Annotated in this window: 18 protein-coding genes and 1 pseudogene; 15 read left to right on the top strand and 4 right to left on the bottom strand. The window is 53.5% G+C overall.

The window, feature by feature from the left end; all coding sequences use genetic code 11:
• Window positions 1-52: 52 nt before the first annotated feature.
• From rlmN to spoVM, 6 genes are all read left to right on the top strand, one after another.
• On the top strand, window positions 53-1,093 hold the full coding sequence (gene rlmN, locus NSS64_RS15080; protein WP_036729399.1) for a 23S rRNA (adenine(2503)-C(2))-methyltransferase RlmN: 1,041 nt from the start codon (window positions 53-55) through the stop codon (window positions 1,091-1,093).
• A gap of 6 nt (window positions 1,094-1,099) precedes the next feature.
• Window positions 1,100-1,876: a Stp1/IreP family PP2C-type Ser/Thr phosphatase gene (locus tag NSS64_RS15075; protein WP_341140633.1), complete on the top strand. Its 777-nt coding sequence runs from the start codon at window positions 1,100-1,102 to the stop codon at window positions 1,874-1,876.
• Window positions 1,873-4,137: a Stk1 family PASTA domain-containing Ser/Thr kinase gene (gene pknB, locus NSS64_RS15070; RefSeq protein WP_341140632.1), complete on the top strand. Its 2,265-nt coding sequence runs from the start codon at window positions 1,873-1,875 to the stop codon at window positions 4,135-4,137. Before NSS64_RS15075 ends, pknB begins: the two co-directional genes overlap by 4 nt.
• A 125-nt stretch (window positions 4,138-4,262) precedes the next feature.
• A complete protein-coding gene (gene rsgA, locus NSS64_RS15065; protein WP_341140631.1) occupies window positions 4,263-5,168 on the top strand; it encodes a ribosome small subunit-dependent GTPase A in 906 nt (301 codons plus the stop codon).
• A gap of 4 nt (window positions 5,169-5,172) precedes the next feature.
• Entirely contained in the window at window positions 5,173-5,841 is a 669-nt protein-coding gene (gene rpe, locus NSS64_RS15060) for a ribulose-phosphate 3-epimerase (RefSeq protein ID WP_341140630.1), read from the top strand.
• Window positions 5,842-6,057: 216 nt separating this feature from the next.
• Entirely contained in the window at window positions 6,058-6,138 is an 81-nt protein-coding gene (gene spoVM, locus NSS64_RS15055) for a stage V sporulation protein SpoVM (RefSeq protein ID WP_020431362.1), read from the top strand.
• Between the two features lie 173 nt (window positions 6,139-6,311).
• Here spoVM and rpmB read toward each other — a convergent pair whose 3' ends face one another.
• Window positions 6,312-6,500 (bottom strand): 50S ribosomal protein L28, encoded by a 189-nt coding sequence (gene rpmB / locus NSS64_RS15050; protein WP_076074411.1) that lies wholly within the window; start codon window positions 6,498-6,500, stop codon window positions 6,312-6,314.
• Window positions 6,501-6,691: 191 nt separating this feature from the next.
• Here rpmB and NSS64_RS15045 point away from each other — a divergent pair, with 191 nt between their 5' ends.
• The 5 genes and pseudogenes from NSS64_RS15045 to NSS64_RS32770 all read left to right on the top strand — a co-directional run.
• Complete coding sequence (locus tag NSS64_RS15045) at window positions 6,692-8,476, top strand: DAK2 domain-containing protein (protein WP_341140629.1); 1,785 nt, start codon at window positions 6,692-6,694, stop codon at window positions 8,474-8,476.
• 69 nt (window positions 8,477-8,545) lie between these two features.
• The gene (locus NSS64_RS15040) at window positions 8,546-9,406 is read left to right on the top strand and encodes a DegV family protein (protein WP_036729383.1); all 861 of its coding nucleotides are present in this window, start codon (window positions 8,546-8,548) and stop codon (window positions 9,404-9,406) included.
• 15 nt (window positions 9,407-9,421) lie between these two features.
• The gene (gene recG, locus NSS64_RS15035) at window positions 9,422-11,473 is read left to right on the top strand and encodes an ATP-dependent DNA helicase RecG (protein ID WP_341140628.1); all 2,052 of its coding nucleotides are present in this window, start codon (window positions 9,422-9,424) and stop codon (window positions 11,471-11,473) included.
• A gap of 66 nt (window positions 11,474-11,539) precedes the next feature.
• Window positions 11,540-11,827, top strand: coding sequence for a stage VI sporulation protein F (locus NSS64_RS15030; RefSeq protein ID WP_340992590.1), 288 nt, complete (start codon window positions 11,540-11,542; stop codon window positions 11,825-11,827).
• 350 nt (window positions 11,828-12,177) lie between these two features.
• Window positions 12,178-12,473: pseudogene (locus NSS64_RS32770) on the top strand (transposase); the annotation flags it as partial.
• 690 nt (window positions 12,474-13,163) lie between these two features.
• Here the strand turns inward: NSS64_RS32770 and NSS64_RS15020 are convergent.
• Both NSS64_RS15020 and NSS64_RS15015 read right to left on the bottom strand, forming a co-directional pair.
• Window positions 13,164-14,036: a YitT family protein gene (locus NSS64_RS15020; RefSeq protein WP_340941311.1), complete on the bottom strand. Its 873-nt coding sequence runs from the start codon at window positions 14,034-14,036 to the stop codon at window positions 13,164-13,166.
• Window positions 14,037-14,097: 61 nt separating this feature from the next.
• Window positions 14,098-14,472, bottom strand: coding sequence for a hypothetical protein (locus NSS64_RS15015; RefSeq protein ID WP_341140627.1), 375 nt, complete (start codon window positions 14,470-14,472; stop codon window positions 14,098-14,100).
• Between the two features lie 182 nt (window positions 14,473-14,654).
• Here NSS64_RS15015 and NSS64_RS15010 point away from each other — a divergent pair, with 182 nt between their 5' ends.
• Window positions 14,655-15,071 (top strand): DUF2500 domain-containing protein, encoded by a 417-nt coding sequence (locus tag NSS64_RS15010; protein ID WP_341140626.1) that lies wholly within the window; start codon window positions 14,655-14,657, stop codon window positions 15,069-15,071.
• Window positions 15,072-15,219: 148 nt separating this feature from the next.
• Here the strand turns inward: NSS64_RS15010 and NSS64_RS15005 are convergent, their stop codons facing one another.
• On the bottom strand, window positions 15,220-16,155 hold the full coding sequence (locus tag NSS64_RS15005; RefSeq protein WP_341140625.1) for a C40 family peptidase: 936 nt from the start codon (window positions 16,153-16,155) through the stop codon (window positions 15,220-15,222).
• Between the two features lie 326 nt (window positions 16,156-16,481).
• Here NSS64_RS15005 and NSS64_RS15000 point away from each other — a divergent pair, with 326 nt between their 5' ends.
• From NSS64_RS15000 to NSS64_RS14990, 3 genes are all read left to right on the top strand, one after another.
• Window positions 16,482-17,558, top strand: coding sequence for an ABC transporter substrate-binding protein (locus NSS64_RS15000; protein ID WP_341140624.1), 1,077 nt, complete (start codon window positions 16,482-16,484; stop codon window positions 17,556-17,558).
• A gap of 69 nt (window positions 17,559-17,627) precedes the next feature.
• Window positions 17,628-18,557 carry an ABC transporter permease gene (locus NSS64_RS14995; RefSeq protein ID WP_341140623.1) on the top strand — a complete coding sequence of 310 codons (930 nt, stop codon included), beginning with the start codon at window positions 17,628-17,630 and terminating at the stop codon, window positions 18,555-18,557.
• Window positions 18,544-19,338: an ABC transporter ATP-binding protein gene (locus tag NSS64_RS14990; RefSeq protein ID WP_341140622.1), complete on the top strand. Its 795-nt coding sequence runs from the start codon at window positions 18,544-18,546 to the stop codon at window positions 19,336-19,338. The genes NSS64_RS14995 and NSS64_RS14990 overlap by 14 nt, the downstream gene beginning before the upstream one ends.
• Window positions 19,339-19,396 lie beyond the last annotated feature (58 nt).

Raw genomic sequence — 19,396 nt, 5'->3', positions numbered from 1 at the left:
GAATGAGAAACAATACGCATATAATTTATGAAAGCACAGGTGCAAAAATACAATGAAACCTTTAATATATGATTTTTCTTTAGAAGAGTTGCAGCAATGGGCCAAGGACAACGGAGAGCCGGCTTTTCGCGGCGGGCAGATCTTTGACTGGCTGTATGTGAAGCGGGTCAATGACTTCGAATCCATGAGCAACCTCTCCAAGGCACTCAGAGCCAAGCTGGTTGATCAGTTCAGTATATCGGCACTCACCGAGATTACGAAGCTGGAGTCCAAGGACGGCACCGTGAAATTCCTGTTCGGTCTGCATGATGATCATGCGATTGAGACAGTTATTATGAAGCATAATTACGGCAACAGTGTTTGTGTGACCACCCAGGTAGGCTGCCGGATCGGCTGTACCTTCTGTGCCTCTACCCTTGGCGGTCTCAAGCGGGACCTGACTGCAGGGGAGATCGTTGCCCAGGTTGTCCGTTCCCAGCAGATCCTTGATGCGCGCGGCGAACGTGTAAGCAGCATTGTCATTATGGGTACAGGCGAGCCCTTCGAGAACTATGATGCAACCATGAGATTCCTGCGTCTGATGATCCATGAGAAGGGCCTGAATATTGGCCAGCGCCATATCACCGTATCCACCAGCGGAATTGTGCCGAACATCTACAAATTCGCGGATGAAGATACACAGATTAATCTGGCGATCTCGATTCATGCTCCTAACGATACGCTCCGTTCCAAGCTGATGCCGGTGAACCGCCGTTATCCGTTCGACGATGTAATCGAGTCCCTGCGCTACTATCAGGCTAAGACAGGCCGCCGGATCAGCTTCGAGTACGCCTTGATCGGCGGCGTGAATGATCAGAAGGAGCATGCAGAGGAGCTGGCGGGTGTGCTCAAGACCATGCTCTGCCATGTGAACCTGATTCCGGTCAATCATGTGCCTGAGCGCAAGTATGTCCGGACTTCCCGCAATGATATCTTTGAATTTCAGCGTATACTGGCCGATCATGGCGTGAATGTTACCATCCGCCGTGAGCAGGGCCATGATATTGCGGCCGCATGCGGACAGCTGCGCGCCAAACATATGGAGTTGGGGTGAGGATATTTGATCAGAACAGTTCAAGCCAGCGACATTGGCCGGGTACGTACCGTCAATGAGGATTCAGTCTGGATCGGCGCTACGCGCCACGGTTATACCCTCGGCATTATTGCCGACGGGATGGGGGGGCATCTGGCTGGCGATACCGCGAGCAGGCTTGCACTTGAGACGGTCAGGGGTATTCTGGACCAGCTGGAGCCTGATCTCCCGGAGGCAGAGCTGAAGGAAGCGCTGACTACCGCCATCATGGAAGCCAATAACACAGTTCACAGAGAAGCTCAGAGCGATGAGAAGCTCCATAATATGGGGACCACCATCGTTGCTGCACTGCTGAAAGGGTCGGCAGGCTATATCGGCCATATCGGAGACAGCAGGGCTTATCTGATCCGGGACGGTGAAGCCAGGCAGCTAACCGAGGACCATACGCTGGTGAATGAGCTGTTCAGGAACGGCCAGATCAGTCTGGAGGAGCTGGATAATCATCCGCGCCGCAATGTGCTTACCAGGGCGCTGGGGACGGATACAGTGGTATCCGCGGATCTGGCACATGTTACGCTTGCAATTGGTGAGCTCCTGCTGCTGTGCAGTGATGGACTCAGCAATTATGTCAGTCTGGAGCATCTGGGCAAGGTAGCCGGAATTAATGAAATATCTCTGGAAGAAAGAGCAGAGCGATTACTTCAACTGGCATTGCTTGCGGGCGGCAGCGATAATATAAGCGTTGCTATGCTGGAACACCAAGGAGAGGCCGCAGTGCCCGAGACAAAGGAGTGGGAAAGATGATCGGTCACGAATTGGGCGGCCGTTACCAAGTCATCGAACGGATCGGCGGAGGAGGCATGGCGCTTGTCTATAGAGCCCATGATATTCTGCTTAACCGGAATGTTGCTATCAAAGTACTGCGCAATCAATTTGTGCATGATGAGGAATTCATCCGCCGGTTCCGGCGGGAGGCGCAATCAGCTGCATCATTATCTCATCCCAACGTAGTCAGCATATACGATGTCGGCCAGGAAGATGAAGTCCATTATATCGTTATGGAATATATTGAAGGCAAGAACCTGAATGAGATTATCAAAGAGCGGGCACCGATGCAGGTGGATGAATCCGTGCGGATTGCCTCGCAGATTTGTGATGCGCTGGATCATGCGCATATGAACCAGATTATACACCGCGATATTAAGCCTCATAATATTCTGATCGGCCGTAACGGGCGGGTTAAGGTTACCGACTTCGGGATCGCCCGGGCCGTTACCTCCACGACGATTACCCAGACAGGCTCTGTGGTCGGTTCTGTGCATTATTTCTCGCCGGAGCATGCCAAGGGCGTAACTACAGGCGAGAAGTCGGACCTCTACTCCCTGGGCATCGTACTGTATCAGATGCTTACGGGTGTATTGCCTTTCTTAGGGGAGAGTCCGATCAGCGTGGCGCTGAAGCATCTGCAGGAGGAATTCGAGGAGCCGCGACTGCTGAATCCGCTGATTCCGCAAAGCGTGGAGAATGTAATCCTGAAGTCGATGCGCAAGAACCCGGAGGAGCGCTACCAGTCTGCCAAGCAAATGCTGCAGGATCTGGAGACCTGTCTGCTGCCTGAACGGCGCAGCGAAGCCAAGATGCTGTTCCAGGACGATGATGATGAGGACAGAACACGCATCATTCCGGCGATCAAGCCGCTGCAGCGCGGGCTAAGCAGCCGTGGCGGCGGAGAGGAGCGAATCCGCAGTATGGAGGAAGCTCCGCCGCCTGCTGCTGTGAAGCGCAAGGGCCGTGCAGCGCTGTGGATCAGCCTTACGCTGGTCGTGTTAATCGCCATGACCGGAATTGTATGGTATGTCAATTCCAAGCTGTCGGTCGATGAAGTCTCGGTGCCTGCGGTGACGGGGAAGACCTTCCAGGAGGCCAAGGCTGAGCTTGAGGCTGTGGGGCTGTTTGCCGAGGAGCCTGCGCTGGTTGAGTATAATCCTAATTTCGAAGAGAATATTGTCTGGAAGCAGAACAAGACCAATACGATGGTCAAAGAAGGAACTCATATTATCCTGACGGTAAGTGCTGCCAAGGTATTGCCTAAGCTTAAGGATGTCTCTAACCTGAGTTATGACGATGCCGTCAAGGAGTTAATCGCGCTTGGCATAGCCCAGAGCAGAATCACTCCTGATGAACGCTTCAGTGAGGAATTTGCCAAGGGTAAGGTCATTAGCTCTGAGCCTGCCGCAGACACTGAATATGATCCTGAGACGGTAACCGTCAAGCTGATCGTGAGCAAAGGCAAAGAGAGCACCCAGATGCCGGATCTCATCGGGAAGACGGAGAAGGAAGCCAAGGCTGCGCTGGAGAGTGTAGGTCTAGTGCTGGATGCGGTCAAGGAAGAGCCAAGCTTCACTTACAAGAAGGGTGAGGTTACGAAGCAGTGGGCCTATGAGGCAGGGGATCTGGTCCCTCCAGGCGAGAAGATTACGATCTACATCAGCACAGGGTACCCGCCGGAGGCTCTGGAATTTACGTTCAATGTTCCGGTTGCACCAGTTGCAGACGGCAAGAAGAGCAAGATCCGTATTGTGTTTGCGGATGCGCGCAATGGAGGCGAGAACCAGGAGTGGGGCACGCGCACGATTGGTAAAAGCCAGACCTTGTCCGTAAATATGCTGCTTGCCCCTAATAAAGACGGCATGGTATCTGTATACCGGGACGGGGAGTTCCTGGAGACTTACCCGATCACCTATGTGGATGTCAAGAATAACACGGTGCAGCAGCCTGAATCGCCTCCGGTGGAGACACAGACGCCTGCACCGACAGTTGCTCCTACCGAGTCTGTTCAGCCTACTGAGACTCCGGCTCCCGAGCCGACAGCAGAGCCGGCGATTATTCCGCCGGACACTGGAGAAGGAGAGGTGACGGGCGAGACGGACCAGACGGGTTATGTTCCGGGTAACGGACAGAATAACAATGAGCTGGCTTCCGCCCTCAGCAAGGGTAACAGTAAGGGAAAAGGTAACGGTAAGGGCTCTGACAACAAGCCCGGCAAGGATAAAGGCTCTAAATAATAGAACAGAGATAAGCTTCAGCCGGGCTGCCGGGAATACGGGCAGGGCTGAAGCAGCGAAATGACCCGGGGTTCTACACACTTGGGTCATTTGCGTAAATATCAGGAGAGGAAGGCTCAGCATGTATGCCTGAAGGAATCATAATCAAAGCGTTAAGCGGATATTACTATGTTAAGCCACTCAAGGATGAACAGATTGTAACTGAGGAAGAGGCGGTACAGTGCCGGGGGCGCGGCATTCTGAAGAAGAAAGGAATTGCGCCGCTGGTCGGTGACCGGGTAATCTATGTGCTGACCGAGAACGGAGAGGGCATGGTAGATGAGCTGCTTCCCCGTGAATCGGAGCTGATCCGTCCGCAGGTGGCTAACGTGAAGCTCGCGGTGCTGCTGTTCTCCGTGCGGGAGCCGGATATGAATCTTAATCTGCTGGACAAGTTCCTGGTTCATATCGAGCATTCCGGCCTGGAGACGCTGATTGTGCTCACGAAGCAGGATCTGGCCGATGATGAAGGTCAGGCTACGGAAGCCGTCAAAGCTCTATATGAGCAGATTGGTTACGAGGTCATGGTCACAAGCTCGCTGAACGGATCAGGTGCGGATGAGCTGCGTCAGCGTCTGGCCGGTATCATCAGCGTCTTCTCGGGACAGTCGGGCGTAGGGAAGTCCACACTGCTCAACCGCCTTGTACCGGGCCTGGCGCTGGAGACAGGAGAGATCAGCCTTCGTCTCGGGCGCGGACGGCACACCACACGCCATGTAGAGCTGATGGATATAGGTAATGGAGGATTTGTGGCCGACACTCCGGGCTTCAGCCAGCTGGATTTCCTGGAGCTGGGAGTGGATGAGCTGTCCGTGTGCTTCCGGGAGTTCGCCTCTTATGCGGAGAACTGCAAATTCCGCGGCTGCAGCCATCTGCACGAACCGGGCTGCAAGGTGATAGAAGCCTTGAAGTCCGGGGATATTGCAGATAGCCGTTACGAGCATTACAAGCTGTTCTTTAATGAAATGAAAGATAAAAAGCGGAGGTACTAAACTTATGGTGAAAATTGCTCCTTCCATATTGTCAGCAGATTTCGCAGCGCTGGGCGCAGAGGTGGCCGAAGCGGAAGCCAGCGGTGCGGACTGGATTCATGTAGATGTGATGGACGGACATTTTGTGCCGAATATTACGCTGGGTCCCGCGATTGTGTCCGCGGTGAGTTCCCATACTTCTTTACCTCTGGATGTACATTTAATGATTGAGAACCCGGAACGCTATATCGCTGATTTTGCGGCAGCGGGCGCTTCTGTGATTACGGTACACGCCGAAGCCTGCGTGCATCTGCATCGTGTAATCCATCAGATCAAGGAGCTCGGCCTGATGGCAGGGGTGGCCATTAATCCGGCTACGCCGGCTGCTGCGGTGCGTGAGGTTCTGGAGGATGTGGATATGGTGCTTGTGATGACCGTCAATCCGGGCTTCGGCGGGCAGGCCTTCATTCCGCGCACCCTGCATAAGATTACGCAGCTCCGGGAGTGGGCTGAAGAGATCCATCACAAGGGTCTGCTTATCGAGGTAGACGGCGGAGTAGCCGAAGCTACGGCACCGCTTGTAGCTGGAGCAGGGGCGGATGTGCTTGTGGCAGGTAATGCAGTGTTCGGCCGCAGCGACCGCGCAGGAGCGATCAGGGCCATTCGAGAGGCGGCGGACAGCGCTATCCGGTAATAGGTGATGACGCCCATTTACTATGGAACGAATTGACCCTCAATCTGCTGCATTCGCATACGGAAGGTATAGGCCAAGTTGTGGTCGCATAAATATGGTTACATGAGCAGAAATCTCATGTAGCCTTTTTTGCGGAGGTCTGCAATCGATGGTATATTCTTCATCTAGACAGGATAGTCTCCTACTGCACGGCATGAATTGATGGGAGGGTTAACTATGAAATTTTATACGTTCAAGCTGCCAAGATTTTTGGGAGGTTTTGTTAAAGCGATTTTGAACACGTTTCAGAAGAGTTAGGTTAAAGAAGACAAGTAAATATGAAAAAAAGCACCTTACGAATGTAAAGGGTGCTTTTTGCTACAAATATAATATCTCTTCTATTCTCGCTGAAACGGATACCGTCTATGAAAGGACGGCATGTCCGTTTCTACTTGGTATGAGATACCGCTAGGCCCGGCAATGACCGGATACTAGACGCGTTCAACTTTACCGGATTTCAAAGCACGGGTGCTGACGTACACGCGTTTCGGTTTGCCGTTCACCAGGATACGAACCTTCTGAACGTTAACTCCCCAAGAGCGACGGTTGCGGTTGTTAGCGTGAGACACGTGGTTACCGCTGCCCGGTTTCTTGCCTGTTACTGTACATGTGCGGGACATAGATTACACCTCCTTGTTACTTACACCTGCGTAAAACAATACTTGAATATCATATCACAGCAAAAATTGCTTCGTCAACCGATTCAAAAACATTTATTTCTGTAGACTCTTATAGTACAATATAAATTAGTGCATTATGTCCAGTTGATCATCGAATTGATTAGGCATGAAGTTAGGAAGGGGAATTCTCATTGAGTAAGCGTTCTATAAACGGGACAGATTTTACCGCAATGGTACTAGCCGGTGCGGAAATGCTGCAGCAGCATGCCGAGCATGTCAATTCATTGAATGTGTTTCCGGTGCCGGATGGCGATACGGGCACGAACATGAATCTGACCATGACCGCAGGCGCGAACGAATTGAAGAGAAACAACACAGCCTCTGTCGGTCAATGTGCGGGAGTGCTGTCGAAGGGACTATTGATGGGCGCGCGGGGGAACTCCGGCGTTATTTTGTCACAGCTGTTCAGAGGTCTTGGACGTTATGCGGCCCAATATGATGAGCTTAATACACAGCAGTTCGCTGCAGCACTGCAGACCGGGGTAGATACCGCCTATAAGGCAGTGGTGAAGCCGGTTGAAGGCACCATTCTTACGGTTGCCAAGGAAGCTGCAAGACATGCAGTGTATTATGCACGCCGCACAACGGATATTATCGAGCTGATGACCGAAGTCCTTGCCAAAGCCAAGGAAGCCTTGGCGCATACACCTGAGCTGCTGCCTGTGCTGAAGCAGGTGGGCGTGGTGGATTCGGGTGGCCAGGGTCTGGTCTACATCTATGAAGGCTTCCACCAGCATCTGACCAGCGGAGCAGTCTCAGCACCTGTACAGACTCCTGTGCAAGGACAAGCTGCGGCCCCTGTATCTGTGCCGGCGCCGCTGCTAACCAAACCTGAGCATGCGTTGTCCTCCGTACAGTCTTCCGCGCAATCACAGCTCCATACGGAAGACATTGAATTTTTATATGATATGGAATTTTTCATTAACCGTCAGCTTGGCGCAGCCGTGAAAGCGGATTTTGATGAGGAAGCTTTTCGGAAAGCGTTATCAGTTAACGGGGATTCGATCATCGTCATCTCAGATGATGAGACAATCAAGGTGCATGTGCATTCCAAGACTCCCGGAGAGGTACTTAACCTGGCGCTCGTCCACGGGGAGATTACCCAGATTCACATCCTTAACATGCGTGAGCAGCACCGCGATCTGTTGAGTGCCGGTATGGACATCGCACCGATGCCGGATGTCTTCGCCGATATCCCGGAAGAGAAGGCCAGCGTTCAGGCGCCGGCGGTTCCTCCTGCGGATGATCTGGCGCCGTACGGCTTCATTGCGGTCTCCTCGGGAGACGGAATCTCGGATATCTTCCGCAGTCTGGGTGTCGATGCGATCCTGGCCGGCGGCCAGACGATGAATCCCAGCACAGAGGATTTCGTGAATGCGATCTCTTCCATTTCGGCGAAGCATATCTACATTCTGCCGAATAACTCCAATATCGTCCTGGCTGCGCAGCAGGCCAAGGAGCTGCTGGAGGGCGAACGTGAGATTACAGTGATTCCAAGCAAGAGTATCCCCCAGGGGATCTCGGCTGCCTTTGCCTTCCAGGAAGAGGATGCGGTTGATACCAACACCAGCAATATGCTGGAGGCGATTGCCCAGGTCAAATCCGGACAGATTACCAATGCTGTACGGGATACCGTGATGGAGAATCTGGAGATCAAATCCGGTCAGTATATCGGCATCGAGAGCTCCAAGATTGTTGCAGCTGCCGATGATTTGCTTACGGTCAGCAAGCAGCTGCTGTCAAGCATGCTGGTGAATGGTGATGAGATCGTTACTGTGCTGACCGGTGCAGACACCGAGGCGGATATTACGGATGCCCTCGGCAGCTGGCTGGAAGAGACGTACCCGCAGGTTGAGGTAGAGATTCATGAAGGCGGCCAGCCGCTGTACTATTATCTTTTCTCAGTTGAGCCTTAGAATCTCTTACTCTTAAGTGCCTAATCAAGCAGAGTGGAACAGCCAAATCATAGTATGGGGAGGAACATTATGAATCGTACCGTAATCGTTACCGACAGCACCTCCGATATCCCGCCTGCTCTGGCGGAGCAGTACGGCATTGAAGTCGTTCCGCTGACGCTGATGTTCGGCGAAGAGGCATTCCGGGATAATGTGGATATGACTCCGGAACAGTTCTACGAGCGTCTTCCCCGCTCGCCGCAATTGCCGACCACTTCGCAGCCGTCTCCTGTAGAATATATGAATGTGTACCGCCGTATACAGGAGCAGCATCCGGGCAGCTCAATCCTGTCCTTCCACATCTCCTCCGGCTTAAGCGGCACCTACCAGTCTGCTGTCATGGCCAAATCCATGCTTGAAGAGGAGGGAGAAGCTATCACCGTGGTAGATAGCCTCTCCGCCTCCTACGGCTTCGGGTTCATGGTCGTGGAAGCCGCCCGGCTGGCGGAGCAGGGGCATGCTCCTGCGGAGATTCTGGCGAAAGTGGAGAGTCTGCGCCAATCCCGCAAGCTGTATTTCCTTGTGGATACACTGGAATATCTGCAAAAGGGCGGGAGAATCGGCAAGGCATCGGCCATCCTGGGTACGCTGCTCAATATCAAGCCGATCCTGTCCATTGATGCGGAAGGCATTATCTATGCGGTAGAGAAGGTCAGGGGACGTAAGAAGGCAGTCGCCCGCATGATCGAGCTGTTCAAGGCAGATCTGCCGGGTGTGAATACAATACATGTGGCCGTGGGTCATACAGCTGAACCGGCTTCCGGCGAAGAGTTCCTGCGGGAATTAGCCGGACATTTCACCTTGAAAGAGAAGGTTCTGACCAATGTCGGCCCTGTCGTGGGCAGCCATGTCGGGAACGGAACCTTAGCCGTATTCATCTGGCCCGCCTAAGTATAGGGGATGAACATGGTGCTTACTTTGGATTCAATTGAAGTGAAACAAATAACTGGCGTGAGCGCTCAAAAGCAAAGTGAGCTTCACGCCTTTGGCGTCTTTACAGTGAAGGACTTGCTGGAGTATTACCCTTTCCGGTATGAGGATTTCCGTCCGAAATCTCTCAGTGAGGTCAAGCACGGCGATAAGGCGACCGTAGTAGCCAAGGTCATCGGTATTCCGGTGCTCCAGCGCTTCGGGGGCAAGTCCCGCATGAGCTGCAAGATGGTGGCAGAGCCGTGGATGTTCACTGCTACGTGGTTCAACCAGCATTATGCGCGTGAACAATTGACGGTCGGCCGTGAAGTGGTGCTTACGGGGAAGTGGGACCAGAAGCGCAATCAGATTACGGTGACTAACTATGAATTCCCGGACCGGGGCGAAGGCAAGACAGGAACACTGCAACCGGTATACTCAATCGGGGGCAAGATTACACAGTCCTGGATCCGCCGAATTATTGGCCAGGCTCTGCAGCAGTACGGGGACCTGATCCCGGAGATTCTGCCGCACAGCATTATGCGCAAATATGACTTCATGTCACGCAAGCGGGCCATTGCCACGATCCATCAGCCGGAGGATACGCGCGAGGGGCAGCAGGGAAGACGCCGGATGGTGTATGAGGAGCTGTTCCTGTTCCAGCTCAAGGTACAAGCCTTCCGCGTGCTGAACCGTGGCCGGATGGATGGTGTGGTTCATACGGTGGACAATGCAACCGTAAGACAATTCGTGCGCAGCCTGCCGTTTGAGCTGACCGATGCCCAGAAGCATGTGGAGCTTGAGATTCTGCAGGATATGCGTTCAGGGTATTGCATGAACCGGCTGCTTCAAGGCGATGTGGGCTCCGGCAAAACCGTACTCGCAGCGATTGCGCTCTACGCGACTGTAAGATCCGGATTTCAGGGTGCGCTGATGGTCCCGACTGAAATCCTGGCAGAGCAGCATATGCGCTCGCTCACGAGGATGTTCGAGCCGTTCGGCATCACCGTGGGCTTGCTGACCGGGAGCGTGTCCGGCCGTAAACGGAAGGACCTGCTGGCCTCTCTACAGATGGGGATGCTGGATGTGGTTGTTGGAACCCATGCGCTGATTCAGGAGGATGTCTTCTTCCGCAGTCTGGGGCTTGTGGTTACGGATGAGCAGCACCGCTTCGGGGTGAATCAGCGCAGTGTTCTGCGGCGCAAGGGGTACAACCCGGATGTGCTGACGATGACCGCCACTCCGATTCCGAGGACGCTGGCGATCACTGTCTTTGGCGATATGGATGTGTCTACGCTGTCCGAACGGCCGAAGGGGCGTGTGCCGATCACCACCTACTGGGTGAAGCCGGATCTGATGGAGCGGGTGATGAACCTGATCAGCCGCGAGATCGGGCAGGGGCGGCAGGCTTACCTGATCTGTCCGCTGATTGAAGAGTCGGAGAAGCTGGATGTGCAGAATGCGATTGATCTGCATGTGCAGATGTCGCAGGCTTTTCCGGACTATAAGTTGGGCTTGCTTCACGGGAGAATGACGCCGTCTGAGAAGGATGAAGTCATGCGGAACTTCTACAGTAACGAACTGCAGCTTCTGGTGTCTACAACGGTCGTAGAGGTCGGTGTCGATGTCCCGAATGCTACGCTGATGATCATCATGGATGCTGACCGCTTCGGGCTGTCTCAGCTGCATCAGCTGCGCGGCCGGGTCGGCAGAGGGGAGCATGCTTCCTACTGTGTGCTGATGGCTGATCCGAAGTCGGAGATCGGGCGCGAGCGGATGACCGCGATGACAGATACGGATGACGGGTTCGAGGTATCAAGGCGGGATCTGGAGCTGCGGGGACCGGGGGATTTCTTCGGGACGAAGCAGAGCGGCCTGCCGGAATTCCGTCTGGCGGATATGACTGCTGACTTCGAGACGCTTGAGCAGGCGCGCGATGATGCCGCTGAGCTGCTGCGGGAGGCTTCATTCTGGACCTCGGCGGATGTTGCGCCGCTGCGCGGGTATTTACAGCAGGAACAAATTTTCCAGGGGGATTTAATTGACTGAACAGGCACATCCGGGCACCTGCCCTCATATACTGTGAATGATTGGATATGACAGGAGGTGCTGTACTTGGGTTATCAGCAATATGGAATCAGTCCCCAGCTGGTGGATCGCATCAAGCTGAAGATGAAGAATCCGGCGGTCAAGGAACGCGTCAAGAATATGATTACCGGCATCTCCAAACAGGAGCTGCAGGATACAGCTGTCGTGCGCAAGCTGGTGCGTAATGCCTCGGCGGTGATGCATGAGAAGCTGACGAACGCACAGGAGGAACAAATTGTGAAATTCGTCATTGCCCAAAAGATTGATCCGAACAATACGTTTCACCTGATCCGCTTATGGGGGATGTTCCGCTGACAAATAGCGGGATTCAGGAATCTCCGATAGGTTTGTAATCCAAAAAGGGGATGTCCATAGCCATGAACTGGCTGGGGCACCCCTTGTTTTGGGGTTGGATGGACGTTTACGCTCGGTGAGGACGCTCCGCGAACGAAACGTTGTTACAATCGCTGTGCTCGTAAGATTTTTTTTCATTCCCCTTAGCGGTGAAAATCCGGAGACTACTGATGCTTCCGAAGCGAGCTTTCCTGCGGAAAGCTTTCAGGCGACCGCTATCGCTTTTCCGCGGGTCATTTCGTTCTCTCCGCTGTTTAAGCGGGAAATGGACCATGGACCAACTTTGCTTGCCAATGGATCTTGAATAAGATATTCCTGAACATCACCTCGTTCGTGTCGTGAATGCCGCAGTTCATCGGCTGGATGACGCCATCTTTGACGCGGCCTACCCTGGTGGTGGCCGTGACAGCTACCATCCCAAAATGCTGATCAAAGTCATCATTTACGCCTACACCCAGCGAATCTATTCTTCTCGTCAAATCGCCAATCCGTCCGGGAGAACCTCCTCTTCATGTGGCTCGCCGGACGGCAGCGGCCAGACTTTCGTACTTTGAATCGTTTCTGTTCCCAGCGGATGAAGACCGTTCTCGAAACCGTATTTACAGCCGCACATGGAACAAGCACGGCAGCGTGCCCATAATGTATTAAACCAAGCTGCAAATGACCAATTGCATGTTAAGTTTGAATAAGATATAGGTTTTGTTGATCGAAGCAGGAACTTAAAAGGTTTGGGTGTTTCGTATCCCGCTTAAACAGCGGAGAGGACGGAACGATTGTGGAAAAGCGACAGCGGTCGCCTTGGTCTGCGGATTTTTACCGATCAGGGAAATAAATAAAATCTGGAGACCACAGCGATTGTAACAACGGTCCGTTCGCGGAGCGTCCACCCAAGTGCCCACGTTGATCCTATTCCTCACTCAAAAAGGAGCTGTCCCAAGTAGCCATTTCACGGCTTTTGGGACAGCTCCTTTTTACTTGTTATATAGGAAACTATAGTTTCCTGCTGCTGTGGAAAAGGTGAGTGTAGATTTGTGGATAGTAGAGGGGCATTTGAAACAAATGTATGTGAAAAACAGCATATATTGTGCTCGCAAGCAGGCATATGGACCAAATGTATGTGAAAAACAGCATACATTATGTTCTCAAACAGGCATACGGTCTAAATGTATGTGAAAAACAGCATACATTATGTTCCCAAGCAGGCATATGGACCAAATGTATATGAAAAACAGCATACATTGTGTTCGCGCGAAGGTAGTTAATTCATCCGTTTCGCCACCCTGGAAGCCCATACAGCTCAGCCGGGCGGCTTATTGCGGAACAGAGCACGAATCCGGTTGTTCCGCGCGGCATTGATCACAATCTTGCTATCCTGATCACAGTCATGCACGATAGAGGCGAGCTGTTCTTCCTCCAGCCTGCTTGCCAGGCAGAAGACCGTACCAGGCTCGCCCTCCGGTCCTGTGGATCTTACGAGCTTCACCTCGCGGTCCAGCGACTGCTGGAGCTTGCGGCGGATCTCCTCGCATTTGCTGCTGGTAATAAAGACCGCCTGCGTGAGCGAGAGGTCCCTTAAGGAGAACCGCAGCGCTTCAAAGGCAAGCAGATACGCAATGATACTGTACATCGCCTGATCCCAGCCGAATAATGATCCGCCGTAGAGCAGGATGAGCATATTGAACAGCATAATCGGCATCTCAGCCGATTTGGGCGGCCCTCCGTTCAGCAGCCGGACGCTCTGCTTCTCGCTTCCGGCGGTCAGCCCTCCGAAGCGTACAGAGATGCCCAGTCCGAACCCGAGACATAGCCCCCCGGCAATAGCCGCGGGCAGCGGCTCGCTGATTGCCGCCGGGAAATGGTGCAAGGCCAGAGACCCTGCCGTCAGACAAATTAGGCCAAGCATCGTATACAAGGCAAAGCGGAGATTAATCTGCCTGCGCGACATCAGAATAAAGGGAAGGTTGAACAGGAACAGGAATAATCCAAGCCGCATTTCGGTCACATGGGACAGCAGGGCGGATAATCCGGCAATGCCGCCCGGAAGCAGCTTATGCGGCATCAGGAACAGCTCCAGACCAACGGCTGCAAGTAATCCTCCGCCTACAATGGACAGCAGACGCAAGGTCTTGGAATAACGTAAGGGTGCAGCATTTCTATATCTGACTCTCATAAGATTTCCTCCTTTCAGCAGGAAACCGGAATTTGTGTTGCGGATTACGGCGCTTGCAGCTTCATTCAGCGTACAGCCGTACTCCTACGAAATGTGAATTATATTTCAGCGGAAGCAGCAGCAGCCGCTTCAGCAGAATGTAAATGAAGGGGAGCAGCGATACACAGAGCAGCAGCCCGGGAGGTCCGGACTCCAGCGTCAGCGGGTTCTCACGGGGAGCAAGCCGGACGGCCTGGGTGTCATAGATCTGCGTATGATGCACGCGCACTGGCTGGGCCAGCTTATGCTCATAGCGGTCCGGCCTTACAGAATGCATCTCAGGCTCTTGTTCATGCAGCATCTGGAGGGCCATGATCAGAAAAGTCAGCAGCAGCACCGGAAGAAACACAGCCTTCAGCAGATCCAGCAGCGTCAGACGCGTCCAATCTCTCCTCATGAGAACACCCCCTTTTTGTAAATTGTAGTTAAAGCATATCATAGGATCTTAGCAGGACCAAATATAATACGCTATTATTTCAAGGCCTGCGACTGAGGAATAACGAAACCGGAGCTGCTACGCTGCGTATTCTCTAGTAAATTGAACTTTTTGTGAAAAAATGATCGGAAGGAGCAGTTAATTTGCATAATGCAGGCGTATTTAACGATTTGTACCCGGCAGCGGCCAGCAGCCAGAGCGGATTTTTCACGGAGGGGCCATTCTTGTTAAAGCTCATTCTGCTGCTGATTGCGGGCGTTGTTGCTTACACGATTTGGAGAGGACTCAAGATCTGGATGACGAACCAGACCAGCCCTCTGCAATCAAGGGTAGTTACGGCTATTGCCAAACGGACAGAGGTCTGGGGCGGAAGAGGGCATATGGGGACGCATACGAGTTATTATGTGACCTTTGAATTCCATAATGGCAGCCGCAGAGAGCTTGAGGTGAAGCCGAGGGCGTATGCCATGATTGTTGAGGGGGACCGGGGGGAGCTGTCGTACCAGGGCAGCCGGTTCAAAGGATTCGTGCGGGCAGGGATGCAGAGGGATAGCGGGTGATTGTTGAAGCGAACGGAGAATCTCTGCATGAAGAGCTGGAAGTAACCTTTGGAATAACATTTATTTGCAGCAAAAAAATGCAAGGAAGCGGACCGGTCGCTAAGTGAGCGAGCCCGGGCAAGCTTCCTTGCATTTATTGTGTCCGGGTCTAGAGTACGCGCTGCATGTGCAGAATTACGTTGCTCCAGTATCCGCTGTCCAGCTCACTGATCTGCACGCCGGGGTCACCCCAGGTGTGAATGAAATTCCCGCCGCCGATGTAGATACCGACATGACCGGGAACCGCGTCGCTCTCGAAACGTCCGGGTACGGTGAAGAAGATCAGATCGCCGGGCTCCAGCGAGCTGCGCGATACCCGTCTGCCGATATTGTCCTGATCTTTGGCCAGCCGGGGCAGATCCACCCCGAATTTCTGAAAGACATGGCGTGTAAAGGACGAGCAGTCGAAGCGCTTGGTCTCCTCATAGGAGCCAGCACCGAAATCGTAGGGGACACCGAGAAATTTCTTGGCATAGGCGACCAGCTCTCCCGTGTCCACATTCGATACACTCTGAATCCGCAGCGGCTTCGCAGCCTCCACCTTGCCGGAGTCCTCTGTACTCTCTCTGTCGGAAGGGGTTGCGATGTTAATCTCGCCGGTGCCGGGATTCCAGCCGACCTCTGTCTGCAGCAGCTTGGACAAGGCGGTGGGGGTGATATAGATTTGACCTTCACGGCGGACGGGGACATCGGGAAGGGTGATGTGCTGGCCTAATGAGAATGCCTGGCTGGAATCCGGCCGCAGCATATACATGACGTCACTATAGCCGAGCTTGGTATAGCCGCCGCTTGCCGTGTCATCCTTCATCCGGAAGCCGATGGAAGCGACAGCCGGTTTGAGCGGAATCCAATACTTGCCTTCCTTGTCGGTAAAAGAATACTTCTCATAATAGCTGCCTGCGAACGTTCCGGTTGGCGTCAGCGAGTTAACCTTGGGAGTGCTGTCCTTGCTGGTGTAGCTGCAGGCGGTTGTTCCGGCAATGGCGGTAGCAAGGATGGCGGAGGATAATAAAATTTTGCTGGTACGCAGATTGATTATTGGCATGGGGCACGCTCCATCTTCAAACTTTAAGGTAAGTTTGTGCAGGACCGCTTTTTTTATGTGCTTCAGGCCTTAGCAAACAATGTCAAGAGAAACCACAGATTGTTGAAGCGGGGAGACACTCATTGTGCGTATTTTGTAAAATATGGACCTCACTTAAATGATTGACGGGAAATCAACCTACATATAATATATGTTTAATAGATTCGGGGAGCAGATGGGGACAGGGTGCGGGCCTTCGCTTTAATGCTTTTAAAGATGAAAGCGATAATGCTGGACCGCTAGCCCAGGTTCTCGCGCTGAACCCGTACAAGAAGAGGGGTAATCTGATGAAGACGAAGAAGATTTGGATGGGGCTAAGTATGGCCTTGATGCTCGTAGCTGCCGGTTGCGGGAACAATAATGCAGCAGTGAAGAATGACGCGGGCACCGGGAATGCCCCGGCCGCAGCGACGGAAGCTCCAGCCTCAAATGCAGGCTCCGGCGATGCCAAATCCTATAAGATTGCCATCTCGCAATACGTGGAGCATCCGTCACTGGACGCTACTCGTGAGGGATTCCTGGCTGCGCTGAAGGATGGAGGGATTGTCGAAGGGGAGAACCTGAAGGTGGATCTTCAGAACGCTCAGGCAGACCAGGCGAACAACCTGTCCATTGCCCAGAAGATTGCCGGCGACAAGAACGATCTGGTGCTGGGGATTGCTACACCTTCGGCTCAGGCTGTCGTACAGAAGGTGAAGGACACTCCGATTCTGTTCGCTGCGGTAACAGACCCTCTCGATGCCAAGATTGTTAGTGATCTTGAGCATCCCGGAGGTAATGTATCCGGCGCATCGGATACCAATCCGGAGTCGATTACCCGCCTGATGAACTTCATTGCGACGCAGTTCCCCAAGGTGAAGAAGCTGGGCCTGGTCATTAATGAAGGAGAGCCGAATGCTGTGGTTATGGCGGATATCGCCAAAGGTGAGCTGGACAAACACGGGATCGAGCTGGTGAAGGCGGCGATTACCAATACTTCGGAAGTGAAGCAGGCTGCGGATTCCCTTGTAGGGCGCGTAGATGCGCTGTACATTACGCTCGATAACTCCGTTGTCAGCGGCGTAGATACGATTATCCAGACGGCTAACGACAATAAGCTTCCGTTCTTCTCGGCTGACCGTGATACGGTAGAGAAGGGGGCTTTTGCTACGGTAGGCTTCAAATACTATGATCATGGCTATCAGGTCGGCCAAATGGCGGTAGAAGTGCTTAAGGACGGCAAAAGCCCCGGCGATATGAAGGTAACGATGCAGGAGAAGCTGGACCTGGTGCTTAACCTCAAGGCGGCGGCAGCACAGGGAATTGAAGTAACGGATGCCATGAAGGCTGAAGTGGCTGATCCCGCCAATAATATTATTCAATAATATACAAAGTTCATAAACAGGGCGCGTCCGGGATGGGCGCCCTTTGCCGCTTGAGGGAGGAAGTCAGCAATGTATAATTCATTAATCGGGGCTCTCGAAATGGGCCTGCTCTACGCATTCATGGCACTGGGGGTGTATATTACCTTCCGTATTCTGGATTTCCCCGATCTGACGGTGGATGGAAGCTTCACAACCGGCGGCGCGATTGCCGCAGTGATGATCAACAGCGGTTATTCTCCGTTATTGGCTACCCTGTGTGCGTTGCTCGGCGGAATGGCGGCAGGAATGTGTACCGGTCTGCTCCATACCAAAGGTAAAATCAACGGGCTGTTGTCCGGCATACTAATGATGATTGCCCTCTATTCGATCAATCTGCGGATTCTGGATAAGCCGAATGTCTCCCTGATGGGGGAGGATACGTTATTCAGCTCCATGAATCCTCTGCTGGTCATGCCGTTTATAGTCGTGCTGGTCAAAATCCTGATGGATCTGTTCCTGCGCACCGATCTGGGACTGGCCCTGCGGGCCACCGGTGACAACTCGCGGATGATCCGCAGCTTCGGGGTCAACACGGATACAACCACGATTCTGGGGATCAGCCTGTCGAACGGGCTGGTGGCGCTCTCAGGCGCACTGATCGCCCAGTATTCTACCTTCGCAGATGCCTCGATGGGGATCGGGATGATTGTCATCGGGCTAGCATCGGTAATTATCGGGGAAGCGATCTTCGGTGCGAAGAACGTCTTCCGGGCGACACTGGCTGTGCTGCTCGGCTCAATCGTGTACCGGATCGTTGTCGCTCTGGCCCTCCGGGTATCTTGGCTCAAGGCTTCCGATCTGAAGCTGATCACCGCAATTATCGTCATTATTGCCCTCGTCTTCCCATCGGTTCAGCGGTATGTGAAGCAGAAGAGCACGGCCCGCAGACGGACCGCAGAGCTTGCCGAGCTGGCTCAGCGCAGCAAGCAGAGAGGAGGGGCCGATAGTGTTAAAGCTTGATAATGTATGTAAGCTGTTCAACCCCGGCTCGCCGGATGAGAAGGTCGCGCTGCTGGGGATTGATCTTGAACTGAACGCCGGGGATTTCGTAACGATTATCGGCAGCAACGGTGCCGGCAAATCTACGCTGATGAATATTATCTCAGGTGTGATGAAGCCCGATCTGGGGGAAGCGCGTATTGAGGGCAACTCGATCAGCCATCTGGCGGAATATCAGCGCGCACGCTGGATAGGCCGGGTCTTCCAGGACCCGATGGCCGGGACTGCGCCGCATATGACGATTGAGGAGAACCTGGCCATGGCCTACAAGCGGGGTAAGCCCCGCGGGCTGTCCTTGGGTGTCAATGCGCACAGACGCACACTGTTCCGCGAACAGCTCAGCCGCCTGGGCATCGGCCTGGAAGACCGGCTGCGGGCTAAGGTGGGACTGCTCTCAGGAGGCGAGCGGCAGGCGCTGAGCCTGCTGATGGCGACCTTCACCCAGCCGCAGATTCTGCTGCTGGATGAGCATACAGCTGCGCTGGACCCTTCGCGCGCCGAGCTGATCACCACCCTTACGGAATCCATTGTCCGTGAGATGAAGCTGACTACGCTGATGGTTACCCATAACATGGATCAGGCGATCCGCCTGGGTAACCGGCTCATCATGATGGATAAAGGCTCCATCATCCTCGATTTCGATGAGACGCGCAAGAAGGATCTGACGGTTGAGCGTCTGCTTGGCGAATTCGAAGCGATCAGCGGCCATAAGCTGGCCGACGACCGGATGATGCTGGGCTGATTTACGGCTTATCATTCATGTATGTTAGGGCTTGATCTGCCGCCGGTTAAACCGGCAG

Origin of the sequence: Paenibacillus sp. FSL H8-0122 (assembly GCF_038005345.1) — a bacterium.
Taxonomy (GTDB): Bacteria; Bacillota; Bacilli; order Paenibacillales; family Paenibacillaceae; genus Paenibacillus_AQ.
The sequence above is the reverse complement of the archived record's forward strand: the minus strand, read 5'-3'. Positions and strand labels throughout refer to the sequence as shown.